Genomic DNA, 17900 nt, shown 5'->3' with positions numbered 1-17900 from the left:
CATGTGGCCGCTTCCAGTTAGATCTCAGCAAGCCCAGGATCATGGCGATCATCAACGTGACGCCGGATTCCTTTTCGGGGCCAGGCTACCTGAGCAGGGATGCTGCGTTGAGGGCGGCCGAGCAGGCCATCGCCGATGGAGCGGAACTCCTTGATGTCGGTGGTGAGTCATCGCGTCCCGGGGCGCAAGCGGTCTCCGAGCAGGAGGAGCTCGACAGGGTCATTCCTGTGGTGGAGGCGTTAGTTTCGTTCAATATCCCGATATCCGTGGATACGGTGAAGCCGGTTGTAATGCGCGAGTCGATCCGTGTCGGCGTGGATATGATCAATGATATCGCGGCGTTCAGGGTTCCAGGTGCGCTCGAGGCTGTAAGGGACAGCAGTGCAGCCCTATGTGTGATGCACATGCAGGGAGAGCCGGGCACAATGCAGCTTGCGCCGACTTATGGCAATGTCCTCGTTGACGTGGAGCAGTTCTTGGTCCAACGGCTTGAAGTGTTGCAGCGTGCTGGGGTGGGTGAAGAGCGTATTGTGCTCGATCCAGGCTTTGGCTTCGGCAAGACGCTCGATCACAATCTTGCCTTGCTCAAGGGGATGACTGGCTTTTGTGGCGGACGCTTGCCGGTTCTCGTAGGTATGTCCCGCAAGACGATGCTTGGGGAGATCAGTGGTCGGCCGGTAGGGGATAGGGTGGTTGTCGGCGCAGCGGCAGCCTTGGTTGCCGTGCAGAATGGTGCCCGAATCGTGCGGACCCACGATGTGGGGGTGACGCGCGATGTATTGAGGCTGTGGGAGAGGCTTGCCTGACACTGTTGGCGGGTGAGAGCAATGACGAGATCCGTGCCTGGGTGGCACCGCAGAACTGGGGGAAAGATGTCTCGACGTTATTTTGGAACCGATGGCGTGCGTGGTCGCGTGGGAGAGCCGCCGATTACGCCCGATTTCTGTTTGCGGCTTGGTTATGCTGCTGGCAAGACGCTGGTGGCACACGAGAAGTTGCGCCAAGGAGAGCGTCCCGCCGTGATCATCGGTAAGGACACGCGTATTTCGGGTTACATGCTTGAGTCGGCCTTGGAGGCGGGCTTTTCGGCGGCTGGTGTGGATGTCTATCTGGCGGGACCGCTGCCGACCCCGGCGATCGCTTACTTGACGCGTGCGCTGCGCCTGCAGGTCGGTGTGGTGATTTCCGCGTCCCACAATCCTTTCGAGGACAACGGGATCAAGTTCTTCAGTGCCGCGGGTACCAAGCTGCCGGATGCTGTGGAGCTCGAAATTGAGGCCCGTCTCGACGAACCCATGGGGTGCGAGCCGTCTGCCGCCTTGGGTAAGGCGCGTCGCATCGATGATGCCCGGGGGCGTTATGTTGAGTTCTGCAAAAACACCTTTCCTAATGAACTGGATCTGCGAGGCTTCAAGATCGCCGTAGATTGTGCCCATGGTGCCGCCTATATGGTGGCGCCGAAGGTCTTCCACGAACTGGGGGCTGAAACGGTGTTGGTTGGCGTCGAGCCCAACGGTACGAACATCAATGATGGTGTGGGTGCCACTGTGCCGACCAGCATTCGCGACGCTGTTCTGAAGAGCGGAGCTGATGTCGGTATCTCGCTCGATGGCGATGGTGATCGCATCGTGATGGCTGATGCAGAGGGCAATATCTACGATGGAGACAAGCTTTTGTACGTTATTGCCAAGGCTGCGTGCCTGGCAGGCGGCCGCGGGGGGGTGGTCGGTACCTTGATGAGCAACTTGGGCTTCGAACATGCCATCGGTCGCCTGGGCCTGCCATTCGCTCGTGCGAAGGTCGGGGACCGATACGTGCTTGAGCTTATGCATGAGAAGGGGTGGCGTCTTGGGGGGGAGAACTCCGGGCACATCATCTGTCTGGACAGGCATACGACTGGGGACGGGATCATTGCCGGACTGCAGGTTCTTGCGGCGCTTCGTCAGCAGGATGTATCACTGAAGGAAATTTGTGCTGACCTAGTGTTTTATCCGCAGAGGCTGGTCAATGTGCGTATCAAGCAGGGCTTCGTGTGGTCCGACTGCATGGAGATCAAGACTGCGGTCGATGCTGCGATAAAGGAACTCAGTGCTCAAGGTCGAGTGCTCTTGCGGCCTTCGGGAACCGAGCCGCTGCTGCGAGTCATGGTCGAGGGCAGTGATGCGGCAATCGTGGATCGCATCGCCAGTGGGTTGGCAGAAGTGGTGCGCGCTGCGGCAATGTGACGTGCTGCAGCGCAACATGTCACAAATTTGAAATTTTCAACTCGTAGAATTCAATCCGGCTCAAGAGCGTATTTTGCGGCTCTTGGGTTGGTTGGTTAAGTGTGTAACCGACTGTTTCGCAGTTCGTCTCTACGATGGAGAATTTCATGCAAGGTTTCGTTCGTGCCTGTTCGTTCGTTGTCGCTCTGGGGGGTGCCGCTGTCGTCCAGGCCGCCGATATCACCGGTGCTGGCGCCACCTTCCCCTACCCCATTTACTCCAAGTGGGCTGAGATCTACAAGGCTAAGACAAATGTCGGCCTGAACTATCAGTCCATCGGGTCCGGTGGTGGTATCAAGCAGATCAAGGCCAAGACGGTTGATTTCGGTGCGTCGGACATGCCGCTAAAGGCGGAAGAGCTCGAAAAGGATGGTCTTGTGCAGTTCCCCGCCGTGATCGGCGGGGTGGTTCCCGTCGTGAATCTGGATGGGGTTGCACCTGGCGCCATGAAGATGACCGGTGCGGTTCTTGCTGATATTTATCTCGGCAAGATCAAGAAATGGAACGATCCGGCAATCGTTGCGCTGAATACGGGCGTGAAGCTGCCCGACGAAAATATTACCGTGGTTCGTCGTGCGGATGGTTCTGGCACGACCTTCCTTTTTACCAATTATCTTTCCAAGGTGAACGTGGAGTGGAAAGAGAAGGTCGGTATGGGCACTGCTGTCCAGTGGCCTGAAGGTGTGGGTGGCAAAGGCAACGAAGGCGTGGCGTCTTATGTTCAGCGTATTAAGGGCGGTATCGGCTATGTCGAATACGCCTACGCCAAGAAGAACAAGATGATTCACCTTTCGCTCAAGAACAAGGCAGGTGAGTATGTTCAGCCTGACGACCTGACCTTCCAGGCTGCTGCTGCCTATGCAGAATGGAATAAGGTTCCTGGGTTCGGCGAGATTTTGACCGAACAGCCGGGCAAGACCAGCTGGCCGATCACCGGTGCCAGTTTCGTGCTGATGCACAAGGTTCAGGCTGATGCGGTGAAGGGTGGCGAGGTGCTCAAGTTCTTCGATTGGGCATTCAAGAACGGCCAAAAGACGGCTGAGGATCTGGATTACGTGGCTTTGCCTGCCACTCTCGTCAAGCAGATTGATGCGGCGTGGCGCTCAGGCCTGAAGGACGCTTCGGGTCACCCGGTCTGGAAGTAAGCGGTTCCAATTAGACAGGATGGATGGGCGGCCGAGTCGTTGCTCATCCATCCGTTTTGTTTGCTAGATTGAAACGGTAAGCTGCAATGTCTTCCCATAGCTCTGTGTTAGGCGCTGGCGGTACTACGGCTGGTGGCGCTCCTGGCCTTGCTGACGCCGTCTCCGGTGTGAAGCAACCTGAACCGCCAAAAGACCGGATGCGTGCCCAGCGTTTTCAGGACGCCCTGTTTCACCAGACGACGCGTTTCTTCGCGTTTTCCGTCCTTGCGATCCTTGTGGCGATTCTCGGTTCCCTGCTTTATGGCGCCTGGCCGGCGATCAAGGAATTCGGTTTTGGCTTTCCGTTTAGTGCTGAATGGAATCCGGTTACGGACAAGTTCGGTGGTCTCATTTCCGTATATGGAACGCTGAGTACGTCGATTATTGCGCTCGTGGTCGCGATTCCCGTCAGCTTTGGAATTGCGGTCTTCTTGACAGAGTTGTGCCCGCCTGTGTTGCGCAGTCCGCTGGGTATCGCCGTTGAGCTGCTGGCCGCCGTGCCAAGCATCATTTATGGCATGTGGGGCCTGTTTATCTTTGCGCCCCTGTTTGCCGATTATGTTCAACCGGCCCTGTCGGCGACGCTGGGTAATATTCCTTTCTTGGGTACCCTGTTCCAAGGGCCCAAGAACGGTATTGGCGTTCTTTCCGCCGGCCTGATTCTGGCAGTGATGGTCATCCCTTTCATTGCATCCGTGATGCGCGATGTTTTTGAGGTGGTGCCGGGAATTCTCAAGGAGTCAGCCTACGGTTTGGGGGCGACAACGTGGGAAGTTGTCTGGAATGTTGTGCTGCCCTATACACGTGTTGGCGTCATCGGTGGGGTCATGCTGGGTTTGGGGCGTGCGCTTGGTGAGACCATGGCGGTCACCTTCGTCATTGGCAATGCCCACCGCATCAGCCCATCCCTGTACGAGGCGGGTAACAGTATTGCCTCGACCCTGGCTAATGAGTTTGCCGAAGCGGCGTCCGATTTGCACGTGGCATCCTTGATTGCGCTGGGCCTCATTTTGTTCTTCGTGACCTTCGTCGTGCTCGCGCTCTCCAAGCTGCTGCTGATGCGCCTTGGTCGGATGGAAGGGGAGAAAACCTGATGATCGATTCGTCTGCTCTTTACCGCAAGCGCAAGCGTACCAACCAGCTCGCGTTGGTGATGTCGATGTTGGCTATGGGCATCGGGATGGGTTTCCTGGCCTGGATCCTGATCGTGCTCCTCTACAAGGGTGTGGGGGCACTGAGTTTGAGCTTGTTCACGCTGCCGACTCCAGCGCCGGGTTCCGAAGGTGGGCTTTCCAATGCCATTCTCGGTAGTGCGATGATGGTTGGCTCGGCCACTTTCATTGCCACCCCGATCGGCATTCTTGCCGGCGTCTATTTGTCCGAATATGGGCGAAAGGGGTGGCTGGCACCGGCAACCCGCTTCATCAATGACATCCTGTTGTCAGCGCCTTCGATTGTTATCGGCGTGTTCATCTACACTGTTTATGTGGCTCAGGTGCAGCACTTTTCCGGCTGGGCGGGATCACTTGCTTTGACCTTGATCGCTATTCCGGTTGTGGTGAGAACGACCGAGAACATGCTGAATCTCGTTCCAGCCAGCTTGCGTGAAGCGGCTGCTGCACTGGGGGCTCCGCGTTGGAAAGTGGTCCTGCATGTGGTTTTACGCGCGGCGAAGGCCGGGGTGCTGACCGGTATCCTGCTGGCCCTTGCGCGGGTGAGTGGTGAGACGGCGCCGTTGTTGTTTACCGCCCTCAATAACCAATTTACGAGCCTTGACCTCAATGGTCCGATGGCCAACCTGCCGGTCGTCATTTTCCAGTTTGCAATGAGCCCTTACGAGAACTGGAATTCCCTCGCTTGGGGCGGTGCGGTCATTATTACCTTCGGCGTGCTGTGCCTGAATATTGTCGTTCGCACCCTGTTCCGCAAAAAGATCTAGGAAATTCATCATGCAATCTTCTGCAGTAACTAAGCGTGACATGTCCTTCTCGCAGTTGCGGGGCGAACAGACGTCTCAAGTGGTGGGGTCGGAGCAGACCCCGAAGATCCGTATCCGCAATCTCGACTTTTTCTACGGTTCCTTTCAGGGGCTGAAGCACATCAATCTCGATATCAACGAAGGCATGGTCACGGCTTTCATTGGTCCCTCGGGCTGCGGCAAGTTGACACTGCTGCGTACGCTGAATCGGATGTACGATCTTTATCCGGGCCAGCGGGCGACCGGCGAGATTCTCCTGAACGGAAAGAATGTCCTTGATCAGGGGCAGGACGTAAATGCTCTGCGTGCCAAGGTCGGGATGGTTTTCCAGAAACCTACCCCTTTCCCGATGTCGATCTACGAGAACATCGCGTTTGGCGTCCGTCTTTATGAAAGCCTGTCGCGGGCTGACATGGATAACCGTGTCGAATGGGCGCTGCGCAAGGCGGCTCTGTGGGATGAGGTCAAGGGAAAGCTCAATCAGAGCGGTCTGTCCCTGTCCGGTGGTCAGCAGCAGCGTTTGTGCATCGCGCGTGGCGTTGCCGTCAAGCCGGAAGTGCTTCTGCTCGATGAACCGACGTCGGCGCTGGATCCGATCTCCACTGCCAAGGTCGAGGAGTTGGTGCATGAGCTAAAGAGCGAGTACACGATCGCCATTGTTACGCACAACATGCAACAGGCTGCCCGTGTCTCGGACTACACGGCTTATATGTACTTGGGTGAACTGGTGGAGTTTGGTCTGACCGACGAAATATTCATCAAGCCCAAGCGCAAGGAAACCGAAGACTACATCACGGGTCGGTTCGGTTGATCGAGCTGCCTCCCCCCGCGTCAGAATAGTTGTCGCCTCGATAGAATCCTAAATTCGGGGGCGATGATGAGAGAACGACGTGGCGCGATACGGACAGGAATTCAAGGATAGGGCGGTGGCGAGATTGTTGCCGCCGGAGAGCGCGACGGTGGAGGCCGTTGCGCGTGAGATCGGCGTGGGCGTAGCGACGCTGGAGCGTTGGCGCAGTGATGCGCTGTCCAGGCCCGCTCGCGAGCGGGCCTGGACAGCGGCGGCCCGGTTCGAGGCGGTGCTCACCACCGCGGCCCTCGATGAGACGGCCCGGAATGCCTGGTGCCGGGAGCACGGGGTTTATCCGCAGGATCTAGCCCAATGGCGTCAGGCAGCCACGCAAGCCTTGGCAACACCCGAGGAGGCCCGTGCCAGTCCCTTGCAGACCAAGCAGGATCGGCGTCGCATCAAGGAGCTCGAGCGGGAATTGCGCCGCAAGGAGAAGGCCCTGGCGGAGGCGGCAGCCCTGCTGGTGCTTTCAAAAAAGCTCGAGGCGATCTTTCCGAAGGACAGGGACGAGGACGCATGATCGGCCTGGAAGATCGCCGGATGAAGGTCCGGAACATTGAAGCCGCCCAGCACGCCGGGGCGCGTCTTGACGCGGCCTGCAAGGTGGCGGGCATCACGCTGCGGACCTTGCAGCGCTGGAAACGTGAGGACGGCCTCGTGCGCGGGGACCTCAGACCGGCAACGCTGCGCCCCCGGCCTGCCCACGCCCTCACCGAGGCGGAGCGGCATGCGCTCTTGCAGGTAGCCAACGACGCCCGCTTTGCCGACCTGCCGCCAGCGCGCATCGTTCCGATGCTGGCCGACGAAGGCGTCTATCTGGCCAGCGAATCGACCTTCCACCGCCTCCTGCGCGAAGCGGGCCAGACGACGCATCGGGGGCGTGCCAAAGCCCCCGCAGCCTCTCGCCCACCGAGCACCCACATCGCCACCGCACCGCGCCAGGTGTGGTGCTGGGACATGACCTATCTGCCGGCCACGGTAGCCGGGCGCTGGTTCCATCTGTATCTGATCCTGGATCTCTACAGCCGCAAGATCGTCGGCTGGGAAGTGCACGGCACCGACGCCGCCGAACATGCCGCCCATCTGGTGCGTCGCACGGCGCTGGCTGAAGGGATCGCCGCCCTGGCGGACAAGCCCATCCTGCACGGCGACAACGGCGCGACGCTCAAGGCCACCACGGTGCTGGCGATGCTCCACTGGCTGGGTATCAAGCCTTCCTACTCGCGGCCCCGGGTCAGCGATGACAATGCTTACGCCGAAGCGCTGTTCCGCACGGCCAAGTACCGACCCGAGTTTCCGGCAAGGGGATTCGAGGATCTGGAAGCCGCCCGATCCTGGGCCAGCGGTTTCGTGCAGTGGTACAACGTCGAGCATCGCCACAGCGGCATCCGCTACGTGAGCCCGGCCCAGCGCCATGCGGGCGAGGATCACGCGATCCTGGCGGCGCGTCACGCACTCTATGCCCAGGCCCGAGCGCGCCATCCTGCGCGCTGGACGGGCAACACCCGGGACTGGTCACCCATCACCGTGGTGACTCTCAATCCCGAGCGAGACGTAGTTGTTGCCATGGGGAATAAACAGCAAAGAGCTGCATGAATCAGGCGACAACTAGCTTGACGCGCGCCGGCCTGGTGGGGGCATTCCGGAGGCCGGCTCATGCCGGCCTTTTTGACGTTTTGATGTCGGGAAGATAGAATCAAAAAATTTAGCCTGGTGCCTATGGTGAGGAAAAAGCTCGTAGTCGGCAACTGGAAGATGAATGGCAGCCGTGCCCAGAATGATGTTCTGCTGTCCGCTCTGAAGGAGGGGGGGCGGGATGTGGCGGTCGAGGTTGTTGTGTGTCCGTCGTACCCATATCTGGGGCAGGTGGGGCAGGCCTTGGAAGGTACTTGGGTTGCGCTGGGCGCGCAAAATATCAGTTCGTTCAATGCGGGGGCTTATACCGGTGAGGTGAGTGCCTCTATGCTGGTTGATCTGGGGTGTGCCTGGGTGATCGTGGGGCACTCTGAGCGTCGTTCCTTGTTTGGGGAGACTGACGAGGTTGTGGCCATCAAGGTCCGGGCTGCGCTCGAGGCAGGTCTGAATCCCATCGTGTGCGTGGGGGAAACCCTTGGGCAGCGTGAGGATGGCAAGGCCGAAGCGGTAGTTGGTGAGCAGATTGATAGCGTGGTTTCGGCTCTTGGGCAGGAGGATGCGGCGAAGTTGACCGTAGCTTATGAGCCTGTTTGGGCGATTGGGACGGGGCGGGTCGCATTGCCTGAGCAGGCTCAGGCAATGCATCGCTTCATTCGAGCGCACCTTGATTTGGCCGGAGTTGCGGCGGAGGGGGTGCGCATCCTTTATGGTGGCAGCGTCACTGCGGAGAATGCCCCTTCGTTGTTCGTGCAGCCGGATATTGACGGGGCGCTTGTCGGTGGGGCGTCTCTCGTTGCTCCAGGCTTTTTGGGAATTTGTCGTGCGGCGTCTTTGGTGGCCGCATAGGTTTTCTTGTTGGAGATTTTGATGAGCGGTATGGTGTTTTCAGTTGTGCTCGTTGTGCATGTGCTGGCCGGTCTTGGTGTGATCGGTCTGGTGCTTATGCAGCATGGTAAGGGGGCTGACATGGGGGCGGCATTTGGGAGCGGTGCGTCGGGCAGTCTCTTTGGTTCGTCCGGTTCTGCCAATTTTCTGAGTCGCGCGACGGCAATTCTCGCCGCTGTCTTCTTTGTTACGAGCTTAAGTTTGAGCTATCTCGCCGGGCAGAAAGCTCCGGCGGTCAAGAGTGTCATGGATGGTGTTGCCCCTGCGGCAGCTCCCGTGGCGCCTGCGGCGAGTGAAAATCAGGATTCCAAGTCCAAGGACATTCCTCGATAAATCAAAGTAATGCTTGGCGCCAAGGGGTGATTGCCCTTATAATTTCGGGCGTCAAACAAACAGGCCGACGTGGTGAAATTGGTAGACACGCTATCTTGAGGGGGTAGTGGCGAAAGCCGTATGAGTTCGAGTCTCATCGTCGGCACCATGGATTAAGCTAGTCGCCCGCAAATGCGGGCGTTTGCTTGCAGGTGTGCTAATAACTGCTTGCGGTTGGGAGGGGTCAGGTATGTTGGAAGGGTATTTTCCAGTTCTTGTTTTCATCCTGTTTGCGGCTGTCTTTGGTTTAATTCCCATCGTCGCAGGTCGGGTCCTTGGTCCCAGTAAGCCTGACGCGGAAAAGCTCTCTCCCTTTGAGTGCGGCTTTGAGCCGTTTGAAGATGCGCGTATCAAGTTTGATGTGCGTTACTATCTTCTGGCTATCCTTTTCATTCTATTTGATCTCGAGATTGCATTTCTTTTTCCGTGGGCGACCATTCTGCGGGAAATTGCAGCCAGCGAAAGCATCCGGCTTTTCGGGTTCTTCGAGATGATCGTCTTCTTGGGTATCCTGCTTCTCGGCTATGTCTATGTCTGGAAGAAGGGTGCTCTCGACTGGGAATAAATTGTCCAGTTGCCTTGGGCGGTAATTGTTGCTTGAAGGGTGTCTATGAGTATCGAAGGTGTCTTCAAGGAAGGGTTTGTAACCACTTCGCTTGATACGGTAATCAACTGGACTCGCACGGGTTCTCTGTGGCCGATGACCTTCGGTCTCGCTTGCTGTGCGGTGGAGATGATTCACGCCGGATGTTCCCGGTATGACCTTGACCGTTTCGGGGTGGTGTTCCGCCCCAGTCCGCGTCAGTCTGACCTGATGATTGTTGCGGGCACCCTGTGCAACAAGATGGCGCCGGCCCTGCGCAAGGTTTATGACCAGATGTCCGAGCCGCGCTGGGTGATTTCCATGGGTTCGTGTGCGAATGGCGGAGGCTATTACCACTATTCGTACTCTGTGGTCCGTGGTTGTGATCGCATTGTTCCGGTCGATGTCTATGTGCCCGGGTGTCCTCCTACCGCGGAAGCGCTGCTTTATGGAATTGTTCAATTGCAGAACAAGATCAAGCGCGACTGCACGATTGCTCGCTGATTGTCGAACATCATGAGTGAGAAACTTGAGCGCCTCAGCCAGTCGCTGGCAGACAGATTTGGTGAGCAGCTGAAAGAAGTCATCGTTGCCCGGGATGAGGTGACGGTGGTTGTGGCTGCTGCTGATTATTTCAATATTGCGCAGGCACTTCGGGATGAACCTGAGTTTCGCTTTGAGCAACTGGTTGATCTGACCGGGCTGGACTATTCCTCCTATTCCGGTGCCGGGGCTCGTGGGCGTTTTGCTGTTTCGGTTCACCTTCTTTCCGTCAGCAAGAATCAGCGCCTTCGTCTGCGTACTTTTGCCGAAGATGACTCCTTTCCGGTTCTTTCGTCACTGGTCAACTTGTGGCCGAGCGCGAACTGGTTCGAGCGGGAGGCGTTCGATCTGTTTGGCATCACTTTTGCAGGCCATCCGGATTTGCGCCGCATTCTCACCGATTACGGTTTTGTCGGTTATCCGTTCCGCAAGGATTTCCCCGTTACCGGCTATGTGGAAATGCGCTATGACCAGGATCTCGGTCGGGTAATCTATCAGCCGGTGACGATCGAGCCGCGGGAAAATACGCCACGTATTGTACGTGACGAGAATTATGGGAATGTCGGAAATGGCTGAGATCCGCAATTACACAATCAACTTCGGTCCTCAGCACCCGTCTGCGCACGGAGTGCTCCGACTGGTTCTCGAGCTCGATGGTGAAGTTGTCGAGCGCGCTGATCCCCATATCGGCCTGCTGCACCGCGGTACCGAGAAGCTCGCCGAGACGCGGACGTGGGTGCAGTCCGTTCCTTATATGGATCGTCTCGACTACGTGTCGATGATGTGTAATGAGCACGCGTACTGTATGGCGATCGAGCGTCTGCTCGGGCTTGAAGTGCCGCTTCGGGCTCAGTACATCCGCGTGATGTTTGACGAGATCACCCGGATCCTGAATCACCTCCTCGCGGTGGGTACGCATGCTCTGGATATCGGCGCCATGACGATGGTGCTGTACACCTTCCGTGAGCGCGAGGATCTGATGGATGCTTACGAGGCCGTTTCCGGTGCTCGCATGCATGCTGCTTATTACCGGCCTGGTGGCGTTTATCGCGATCTACCTGATCGCATGCCGCAGTACGAAGTCTCCAAGTGGAAGAGCGCGAAGACCGTTGCTGAGCTGAACGAGAATCGGCAGGGCTCCCTACTCGATTTTCTGGAGGACTTCACTAGCCGCTTTCCGAAGTATGTCGATGAGTACGAGACGCTGCTGACTGATAACCGTATCTGGAAGCAACGTACTGTCGGCATCGGTGTCGTGTCTCCGGAAAAGGCGCTGGCGCTGGGCTTCTCTGGCGTTATGTTGCGTGGTTCTGGCATCGAGTGGGATATCCGTAAGAAGCAGCCGTACGACGTCTATGGTCAGCTGGATTTTGATATCCCGGTTGGCGTTGAAGGCGACTGTTACGACCGCTATCTGTGCCGCATCGAGGAAATGCGTCAGTCGAACCGCATCGTTAAGCAGTGTATCGACTGGCTGCGCAAGAATCCCGGTCCGGTGATTTCAGGTAACCATAAGGTGGCCCCGCCGTCCAGAGAGCGCATGAAAGGTAGCATGGAAGAGTTGATCCATCACTTCAAGCTGTTCACGGAAGGTATGCACGTCCCGGCAGGTGAAGTGTATGCGCCTGTCGAGCATCCCAAGGGTGAGTTCGGTGTTTATGCGGTGTCCGACGGCGCAAACAAGCCATATCGCCTCAAGCTCCGCTCCCCGGGTTTTGCACACCTTTCGGCAATGGATGAAATGTCCCGCGGGCACATGATTGCTGACGTGGTGGCCATTATTGGCACCATGGACATCGTGTTTGGTGACGTGGACCGCTGATCGGTCTTGCCTGAAGCCTGTGGTCGCCAAAGTCATATCGTAATTCTGCTGACAGTAGACACATAAAATGCTGAGTCCGGAATCCCTGAAGAAAATTGATCGAGAGATCGCTAAGTATCCTCCTGATCAAAAGCAGTCCGCTTCTATGTCAGCGCTCAGAATTGCGCAGGAAGAAAAAGGCTGGCTGTCCAGCGAGACCATCGAGTTCGTCGCCAAGTATCTCGAAATGCCGGCGATCGCTGTATATGAGGTGGCCAGCTTTTACAACATGTACGACCTCTCGCCGGTCGGTGCGCGGAAGATCACTGTATGCACCAACCTGCCCTGCGCGCTTTCCGGTGGCGTGCATGCGGCCGACTACATCAAGAAGCGTCTCGGTATCGACTTCAACGAGACCACGTCCGACGGCAAGTTCACTCTCAAGGAGGGTGAGTGCATGGGGGCTTGTGGCGATGCGCCCGTCTTGCTGGTGAACAATCACCACATGTGCAGCTGGATGACGGAAGAGAAAATCGATCAACTGCTCGAAGATCTGAAAAAATGAGTTCTCAAGGAATTATTCTTTCCGGTCTCGACGGTGACCGTACTTGGCGTCTGGCCGATTACATCAAGCGCGGCGGTTACGAGGCACTGAGAAAGATCATCGCCGAGAAAATTTCCGCGGATGACGTCATCGCTGAAGTCAAGAAGTCATCTCTGCGTGGCCGGGGTGGTGCGGGCTTCCCGACAGGCCTGAAGTGGAGTTTCATGCCGCGGGCTTTCCCCGGTGCGAAGTATCTGGCCTGTAATTCCGACGAAGGCGAGCCCGGTACCTTTAAGGATCGCGACATCCTTCGCTACAACCCCCATTCGGTGATCGAAGGCATGATCATCGCCGGTTATGCAATGGGTTGTGAGCGGGGCTACAACTACATTCACGGTGAGATCTTCGAGGTCTACAGCCGTTTCGAGGAAGCGCTGCAGGAAGCACGTGAGGCGGGCCTGCTGGGCAAGAATATCCTGGGTTCGGATTTCAGTTTCGACCTGTTTGCCCACCACGGCTACGGCGCCTACATCTGCGGTGAAGAGACCGCTTTGCTCGAGTCGATCGAGGGCAAGAAGGGGCAGCCGCGCTTCAAGCCACCTTTCCCGGCGAGCTTCGGTCTTTACGGCAAGCCGACCACGATCAACAACACCGAGACCTTTGCGTCCATTCCCTACATCATCCGTGAGGGTGGCGATGCCTTCCTGGCGCTCGGCAAGCCGAACAATGGCGGCACCAAGCTCTTCTCGGTGTCGGGGCATGTGAACAAGCCCGGCAACTACGAGATTCCGCTGGGTACGCCGTTTGCCGACCTGCTGGAGATGGCGGGTGGGGTTCGCGGTGGTCGCAAGCTCAAGGCGGTTATTCCCGGCGGCTCGTCGGCTCCGGTGCTGCCGGCATCCGTCATGATGGATTGCACGATGGACTACGACTCGATCTCCAAAGCGGGATCGATGCTCGGTTCCGGTGCAGTGATCGTGATGGACGAGAGCACTTGCATGGTCAAGGCGCTCGAGCGGTTGTCCTACTTCTACTTCGAAGAGTCCTGCGGCCAATGCACGCCGTGCCGGGAAGGTACGGGCTGGCTGTACCGGGTCGTTCATCGAATCGAGAACGGGCTCGGCCGTCCGGACGATCTGGACCTTCTGAATAGCGTCACGGCAAACATCATGGGCCGGACGATTTGTGCTCTGGGCGATGCCGCCTCAATGCCGGTGCAGAGTTTCATCAAGCACTTCGGCGACGAGTTCGCATTCCATATCGAACATAAGAAATGCCTTGTCCCGCAGGACGTACAGCGCGAAGGCAGCAAGATTTACGTGGCGTAGGCTCGACATGCTAGAAATCGAAATTGACGGAAAGCAGTTGCAGGTTCCTGACGGTAGCACCGTCATGGAGGCTGCCTCCCAGGTCGGCGCCTATGTGCCGCATTTCTGCTACCACAAGAAGCTCTCTATCGCGGCCAACTGCCGCATGTGCCTTGTACAGGTGGAGAAGGCTCCGAAGCCGTTGCCTGCGTGCGCAACGCCGGTGACCAACGGGATGAAGGTTTGGACCCATTCCGAGCAGGCGGTCAAGGCGCAGAAGGGCGTGATGGAATTCCTGCTGATCAATCACCCGCTGGATTGCCCGATTTGCGACCAGGGCGGTGAGTGTCAGTTGCAGGATCTCTCCGTCGGTTACGGCGGCGTGCAGTCCCGTTACGAGGAAGAGAAGCGCGTGGTCGGCAACAAGGATCTCGGCCCGCTGGTGTCGACGGACATGACCAGGTGCATCAACTGCACTCGTTGCGTTCGCTTCACGACCGAGATCGCGGGTCTCATGGAGCTTGGCCAGGCTTTCCGCGGCGAGCATGCCGAAATCATGCCGTTTGTCGAGAAGACCATTGATTCCGAACTGTCGGGCAACATCATCGACCTGTGCCCGGTCGGCGCGCTGACCTCCAAGCCTTTCCGCTTCGGCGCCCGTGCCTGGGAAATGTCCCGCCGGAAGTCCGTGAGCCCTCACGATTCCCTCGGCAGCAACCTGGTCGTACAGGTCAAGAATGATGTCGTGAAGCGGGTGCTGCCGCTGGAGAACGATGCTCTCAACGAGTGCTGGCTGAGCGACAAGGATCGCTTCTCCTACGAGGCGCTGAACGGCGAAGAGCGTCTGATCCGGCCGCAGATCAAGCAGGGTGGCAAGTGGATCGAGACGGACTGGCAGTCGGCACTTGAATACGTTGCCAACGGCCTCAAGTCTGTCCGCAGCGAACATGGTGCCGAGGCTATCGGTGCGCTTGTCTCTCCGCACAGCACCCTCGAGGAAATGCATCTTCTCCAGGCCCTCGTGCGTGGGCTAGGTTCCGACAATATCGATTTCCGTCTGCGTCAGACCGATTTCTCGGCTGACGCGCGTCGCGCCGGCGCGCCCTGGCTTGGTTTGAACGTGGCGGAGATCGGCAGCCTTGATCGCCTGTTCATTGTCGGCAGCTTCTTCCGCAAGGATCACCCGCTCGTCGCCCAGCGCGTGCGTCAGGCCGTGAAGCGTGGCCTGAAGGTCAGCGTGCTGAATCCGGTCATTGACGACTGGCAGTTTAAGGTCGAGAACAAGATCCAGGTCAAGCCGTCGGCTGTTGCCGGTGCGCTAGTCGGTGTGGCAAAGGCTCTAGCGCAGAAGACCGGTCAGGATCTGGCCGAGGTGTTCGTATCTGCTGCCGCTGGTGTTGAGGCCGATGCGGCAGCTTTGTCGGTGGCCAATAGCCTTGCGTCCGGCAAGCAAGTGGCCGTCTGGATCGGCAACTACGCGCAGCAGCATGCCGACGCCGCCAGCATTGAAGCAATTGCCCAGGAAATCGCCCGTCTCAGCAAGGGGCGATTCGGTATTCTAGGCGAGGCTGCCAACTCGGTTGGCGGCTATCTGGCTGGCAGCCTGCCCGCGAAGGGCGGCAAGAACGCCGCCGAAATGCTGAAGGCGCCGCTGAAAGCATACGTACTGTTCGGTCTCGATGCCGAACTGGATACCCAGGCCGGACAGGCTGCGGTAGACACGCTGGGCAAGGCAGATACGGTCATCGCCTTGTCGGCCTTCAAGTCGGAGAGCGCAATGGCCTATGCCGACGTTCTTCTGCCGATCGCGCCTTTCACCGAGACGGCCGGTATTTTCGTGAATGCTGAAGGGCGTGCCCAGGCCTTCTACCCGGTGGTGAAAGCTGCTGGGGAGGTACGCCCGGGCTGGAAGGTGCTGCGCGTTCTCGGGGAATTGTTGGGCCTCGATGGCTTCGGTTTCGACAAGGTCGAGGATGTACGTCAGATCGTTCTCGGGGCCGCGCAGGAGGTCGATCGCGCTCGTTTGAACAATGCGCTGACTGTTGATTCCTTCTCGCTTGGCGCTGCCGCGCAGGGTGTGGAACGCGTTGCGGACATTCCGATTTATGCCGCAGATCCCATCACACGGCGGTCCGCGCCGCTGCAGAAAACCCGGGACGGCCAGGCACCAGCGCTGCGCGCCAGTGCATCCACGGTCGCCAAGCTGGGCTTGGAGGCAGGTGGCACGGCGAAGGTGAAGTCCGCAACTGGCGCCGTGACCGTTCCGGTCGTGGTAGATGATGGCGTCGTCGAAGGAAGCATTTGTCTGGCTGGTGGGCACGCAGACACTTCGGCGCTGGGTGGCCTGCATGGCGAAGTTAGCGTGGAGCGTGTGTGATGGAAGCCATCATCGAACCCGTAGCGACTTTTTTTGGTGGTGCGTGGCCTCTGGTGTGGTCACTGCTGAAGATCATCGGCATCATCGCGCCGCTGTTCCTTTGTGTTGCCTATCTGACGCTGGCTGAGCGCAAGGTCATCGGTTACATGCAGGTCCGCATCGGCCCCAATCGCGTGGGGCCGCGCGGTTTGCTGCAGCCGATCGCCGACGGCGTGAAGCTGCTGCTGAAGGAAATCATTGTTCCTTCCGGCGCCAACAAGGGTCTGTTCATCGTCGGGCCGGTTCTGGCTCTCGGTCCTGCGCTGGCAGCATGGGCGGTGGTGCCCTTCAGTGATGGCTGGGTCATCGGTAACGTCGATGCTGGCCTGCTGTTCCTGCTGGCTGTGACGTCCATCGAAGTGTACGGCGTGATCATCGCCGGCTGGGCATCCAACTCGAAGTACGCTTTCCTCGGCGGTGTGCGCGCCGCAGCCCAGATGGTTTCCTATGAGATCGCAATGGGTTTCGCACTGGTTTGTGTGCTGATGATCTCTTCCAGTCTCAATCTGTCGGACATCGTGGCGGCTCAGGGCAAGGGGCAGGGTGCTGATCTGGGTCTGGGCTTCCTGAGCTGGAACTGGTTGCCGCTCTTCCCGATGTTTATCGTCTATCTGATCTCCGGTATCGCGGAAACCAACCGCGCGCCCTTCGACGTTGTAGAAGGCGAATCGGAAATCGTGGCGGGTCACATGGTCGAGTACTCGGGGATGGCCTTTGCGCTGTTCTTCCTTGGCGAATACGCCAACATGATCCTCGTTTCTGCCCTGACCTCCATCCTGTTCCTGGGTGGTTGGCTGTCGCCGGTGAGTTTCCTGCCGGATAGCTTTATCTGGCTCGCTATCAAGATCGCGTTCATTCTGTTCTTGTTTCTTTGGTTCCGCGCAACGTTCCCGCGCTTCCGCTATGACCACATCATGCGGCTGGGTTGGAAGGTCTTCATTCCGCTGACGCTCTTCTGGGTGGTAGTGGTTGCGGTGTGGATCATGTCGCCGTTGTCGTTGTGGAAGTAAGGGGATCGATATGGGTTCTATGAAGAATTACGTAGGGAGCCTATTCCTTAAGGAGTTGCTTAAGGGCTTGGCACTGACCGGACGTCATCTCTTTGCCAGGAAGATCACGGTTCAGTTTCCCGACGAGAAGACGCCCCAGAGCTCCCGTTTCCGTGGCTTGCATGCCTTGCGTCGTTACCCCAATGGGGAAGAGCGTTGTATCGCCTGCAAACTGTGCGAGGCAATCTGTCCGGCGATGGCCATCACGATCGAGTCCGAGCAGCGCGACGACGGTTCCCGTCGTACCAGTCGCTACGACATCGACCTGACGAAGTGCATCTTCTGCGGTTTCTGCGAGGAGGCATGTCCGGTGGATGCCATCGTTGAGACCCGTGTTTTTGAATATCACGGCGAAAAGCGGGGTGATCTGTATTACACCAAGCAGATGCTTCTCGCGGTTGGGGATCGGTACGAGGCGCAGATCGCCAAGGATCGAGAGATCGATTCTAAGTACCGGTAAAGACGCGGAAGCGGATACGGATACACACA

Annotated in this window: 18 protein-coding genes and 1 tRNA gene; all 19 read left to right on the top strand. The window is 58.1% G+C overall.

Translation table 11 applies throughout. The features are described from left to right. The first annotated feature begins 41 nt into the window (after window positions 1-41). The 19 genes from folP to nuoI all read left to right on the top strand — a co-directional run bounded on the left by folP (window position 42) and on the right by nuoI (window position 17871). Window positions 42-806: a dihydropteroate synthase gene (gene folP / locus AC1PPK_RS20780; protein ID WP_481114905.1), complete on the top strand. Its 765-nt coding sequence runs from the start codon at window positions 42-44 to the stop codon at window positions 804-806. 66 nt (window positions 807-872) lie between these two features. After that, a complete protein-coding gene (gene glmM, locus AC1PPK_RS20775; RefSeq protein ID WP_481114904.1) occupies window positions 873-2225 on the top strand; it encodes a phosphoglucosamine mutase in 1353 nt (450 codons plus the stop codon). Between the two features lie 146 nt (window positions 2226-2371). After that, the gene (pstS, locus tag AC1PPK_RS20770; RefSeq protein ID WP_481114903.1) at window positions 2372-3409 is read left to right on the top strand and encodes a phosphate ABC transporter substrate-binding protein PstS; all 1038 of its coding nucleotides are present in this window, start codon (window positions 2372-2374) and stop codon (window positions 3407-3409) included. Between the two features lie 167 nt (window positions 3410-3576). Then, entirely contained in the window at window positions 3577-4542 is a 966-nt protein-coding gene (gene pstC, locus AC1PPK_RS20765; RefSeq protein ID WP_481114902.1) for a phosphate ABC transporter permease subunit PstC, read from the top strand. Beyond that, the gene (gene pstA / locus AC1PPK_RS20760) at window positions 4542-5387 is read left to right on the top strand and encodes a phosphate ABC transporter permease PstA (RefSeq protein WP_481114901.1); all 846 of its coding nucleotides are present in this window, start codon (window positions 4542-4544) and stop codon (window positions 5385-5387) included. Before pstC ends, pstA begins: the two co-directional genes overlap by 1 nt. A 10-nt stretch (window positions 5388-5397) precedes the next feature. Next, window positions 5398-6237 (top strand): phosphate ABC transporter ATP-binding protein PstB, encoded by an 840-nt coding sequence (gene pstB, locus AC1PPK_RS20755; RefSeq protein ID WP_481114900.1) that lies wholly within the window; start codon window positions 5398-5400, stop codon window positions 6235-6237. A gap of 79 nt (window positions 6238-6316) precedes the next feature. Next, window positions 6317-7872 (top strand): IS3 family transposase gene (locus tag AC1PPK_RS20750; protein WP_481113585.1). Its coding sequence is split into 2 segments (ribosomal slippage): window positions 6317-6746 and window positions 6746-7872, totalling 1557 coding nucleotides; the frame shifts between segments, so codons are not numbered across the junction. 123 nt (window positions 7873-7995) lie between these two features. Beyond that, the gene (gene tpiA / locus AC1PPK_RS20745; protein WP_481114899.1) at window positions 7996-8757 is read left to right on the top strand and encodes a triose-phosphate isomerase; all 762 of its coding nucleotides are present in this window, start codon (window positions 7996-7998) and stop codon (window positions 8755-8757) included. Between the two features lie 21 nt (window positions 8758-8778). After that, window positions 8779-9129 (top strand): preprotein translocase subunit SecG, encoded by a 351-nt coding sequence (secG, locus tag AC1PPK_RS20740; RefSeq protein ID WP_481114898.1) that lies wholly within the window; start codon window positions 8779-8781, stop codon window positions 9127-9129. 63 nt (window positions 9130-9192) lie between these two features. Next, window positions 9193-9277: transfer RNA gene (locus tag AC1PPK_RS20735), tRNA-Leu, on the top strand. Between the two features lie 81 nt (window positions 9278-9358). Further along, window positions 9359-9733, top strand: coding sequence for an NADH-quinone oxidoreductase subunit A (ndhC, locus tag AC1PPK_RS20730; protein ID WP_481114897.1), 375 nt, complete (start codon window positions 9359-9361; stop codon window positions 9731-9733). Window positions 9734-9778: 45 nt separating this feature from the next. Then, window positions 9779-10255, top strand: coding sequence for a NuoB/complex I 20 kDa subunit family protein (locus tag AC1PPK_RS20725; protein WP_079433620.1), 477 nt, complete (start codon window positions 9779-9781; stop codon window positions 10253-10255). A 12-nt stretch (window positions 10256-10267) separates the two neighbouring features. Then, complete coding sequence (locus AC1PPK_RS20720; RefSeq protein ID WP_481114896.1) at window positions 10268-10870, top strand: NADH-quinone oxidoreductase subunit C; 603 nt, start codon at window positions 10268-10270, stop codon at window positions 10868-10870. Beyond that, window positions 10863-12116 (top strand): NADH-quinone oxidoreductase subunit D, encoded by a 1254-nt coding sequence (locus AC1PPK_RS20715; protein ID WP_481114895.1) that lies wholly within the window; start codon window positions 10863-10865, stop codon window positions 12114-12116. Before AC1PPK_RS20720 ends, AC1PPK_RS20715 begins: the two co-directional genes overlap by 8 nt. A gap of 67 nt (window positions 12117-12183) precedes the next feature. Beyond that, window positions 12184-12660 (top strand): NADH-quinone oxidoreductase subunit NuoE, encoded by a 477-nt coding sequence (gene nuoE, locus AC1PPK_RS20710; RefSeq protein WP_481114894.1) that lies wholly within the window; start codon window positions 12184-12186, stop codon window positions 12658-12660. Next, window positions 12657-13967 (top strand): NADH-quinone oxidoreductase subunit NuoF, encoded by a 1311-nt coding sequence (gene nuoF, locus AC1PPK_RS20705; protein ID WP_481114893.1) that lies wholly within the window; start codon window positions 12657-12659, stop codon window positions 13965-13967. The genes nuoE and nuoF overlap by 4 nt, the downstream gene beginning before the upstream one ends. Before the next feature lie 7 nt (window positions 13968-13974). Next, window positions 13975-16323, top strand: coding sequence for an NADH-quinone oxidoreductase subunit NuoG (gene nuoG, locus AC1PPK_RS20700; RefSeq protein ID WP_481118249.1), 2349 nt, complete (start codon window positions 13975-13977; stop codon window positions 16321-16323). After that, window positions 16323-17372, top strand: coding sequence for an NADH-quinone oxidoreductase subunit NuoH (gene nuoH / locus AC1PPK_RS20695; protein ID WP_481114892.1), 1050 nt, complete (start codon window positions 16323-16325; stop codon window positions 17370-17372). Before nuoG ends, nuoH begins: the two co-directional genes overlap by 1 nt. Before the next feature lie 10 nt (window positions 17373-17382). After that, the gene (gene nuoI, locus AC1PPK_RS20690) at window positions 17383-17871 is read left to right on the top strand and encodes an NADH-quinone oxidoreductase subunit NuoI (protein WP_481114891.1); all 489 of its coding nucleotides are present in this window, start codon (window positions 17383-17385) and stop codon (window positions 17869-17871) included. The last annotated feature ends 29 nt before the right edge of the window (window positions 17872-17900 follow it).

This window comes from Zoogloea sp. JDB1 (genome assembly GCF_056724025.1).
Note: the sequence above shows the minus strand (reverse complement) of the source record. Positions and strands in the feature narration are given on the sequence as shown.

Excerpts from the sequence above, each read along its gene's own strand:
- folP (WP_481114905.1), top strand. The coding sequence starts at position 42 with ATGGCGATCATCAACGTGACGCCGGATTCCTTTTCGGGGCCAGGCTAC.
- glmM (WP_481114904.1), top strand. The coding sequence starts at position 873 with ATGTCTCGACGTTATTTTGGAACCGATGGCGTGCGTGGTCGCGTGGGA.
- pstS (WP_481114903.1), top strand. The coding sequence starts at position 2,372 with ATGCAAGGTTTCGTTCGTGCCTGTTCGTTCGTTGTCGCTCTGGGGGGT.
- pstA (WP_481114901.1), top strand. The coding sequence starts at position 4,542 with ATGATCGATTCGTCTGCTCTTTACCGCAAGCGCAAGCGTACCAACCAG.
- pstB (WP_481114900.1), top strand. The coding sequence starts at position 5,398 with ATGCAATCTTCTGCAGTAACTAAGCGTGACATGTCCTTCTCGCAGTTG.
- tpiA (WP_481114899.1), top strand. The coding sequence starts at position 7,996 with ATGGTGAGGAAAAAGCTCGTAGTCGGCAACTGGAAGATGAATGGCAGC.
- secG (WP_481114898.1), top strand. The coding sequence starts at position 8,779 with ATGAGCGGTATGGTGTTTTCAGTTGTGCTCGTTGTGCATGTGCTGGCC.
- ndhC (WP_481114897.1), top strand. The coding sequence starts at position 9,359 with ATGTTGGAAGGGTATTTTCCAGTTCTTGTTTTCATCCTGTTTGCGGCT.
- AC1PPK_RS20725 (WP_079433620.1), top strand. The coding sequence starts at position 9,779 with ATGAGTATCGAAGGTGTCTTCAAGGAAGGGTTTGTAACCACTTCGCTT.
- AC1PPK_RS20720 (WP_481114896.1), top strand. The coding sequence starts at position 10,268 with ATGAGTGAGAAACTTGAGCGCCTCAGCCAGTCGCTGGCAGACAGATTT.
- AC1PPK_RS20715 (WP_481114895.1), top strand. The coding sequence starts at position 10,863 with ATGGCTGAGATCCGCAATTACACAATCAACTTCGGTCCTCAGCACCCG.
- nuoE (WP_481114894.1), top strand. The coding sequence starts at position 12,184 with ATGCTGAGTCCGGAATCCCTGAAGAAAATTGATCGAGAGATCGCTAAG.
- nuoF (WP_481114893.1), top strand. The coding sequence starts at position 12,657 with ATGAGTTCTCAAGGAATTATTCTTTCCGGTCTCGACGGTGACCGTACT.
- nuoG (WP_481118249.1), top strand. The coding sequence starts at position 13,975 with ATGCTAGAAATCGAAATTGACGGAAAGCAGTTGCAGGTTCCTGACGGT.
- nuoH (WP_481114892.1), top strand. The coding sequence starts at position 16,323 with ATGGAAGCCATCATCGAACCCGTAGCGACTTTTTTTGGTGGTGCGTGG.
- nuoI (WP_481114891.1), top strand. The coding sequence starts at position 17,383 with ATGGGTTCTATGAAGAATTACGTAGGGAGCCTATTCCTTAAGGAGTTG.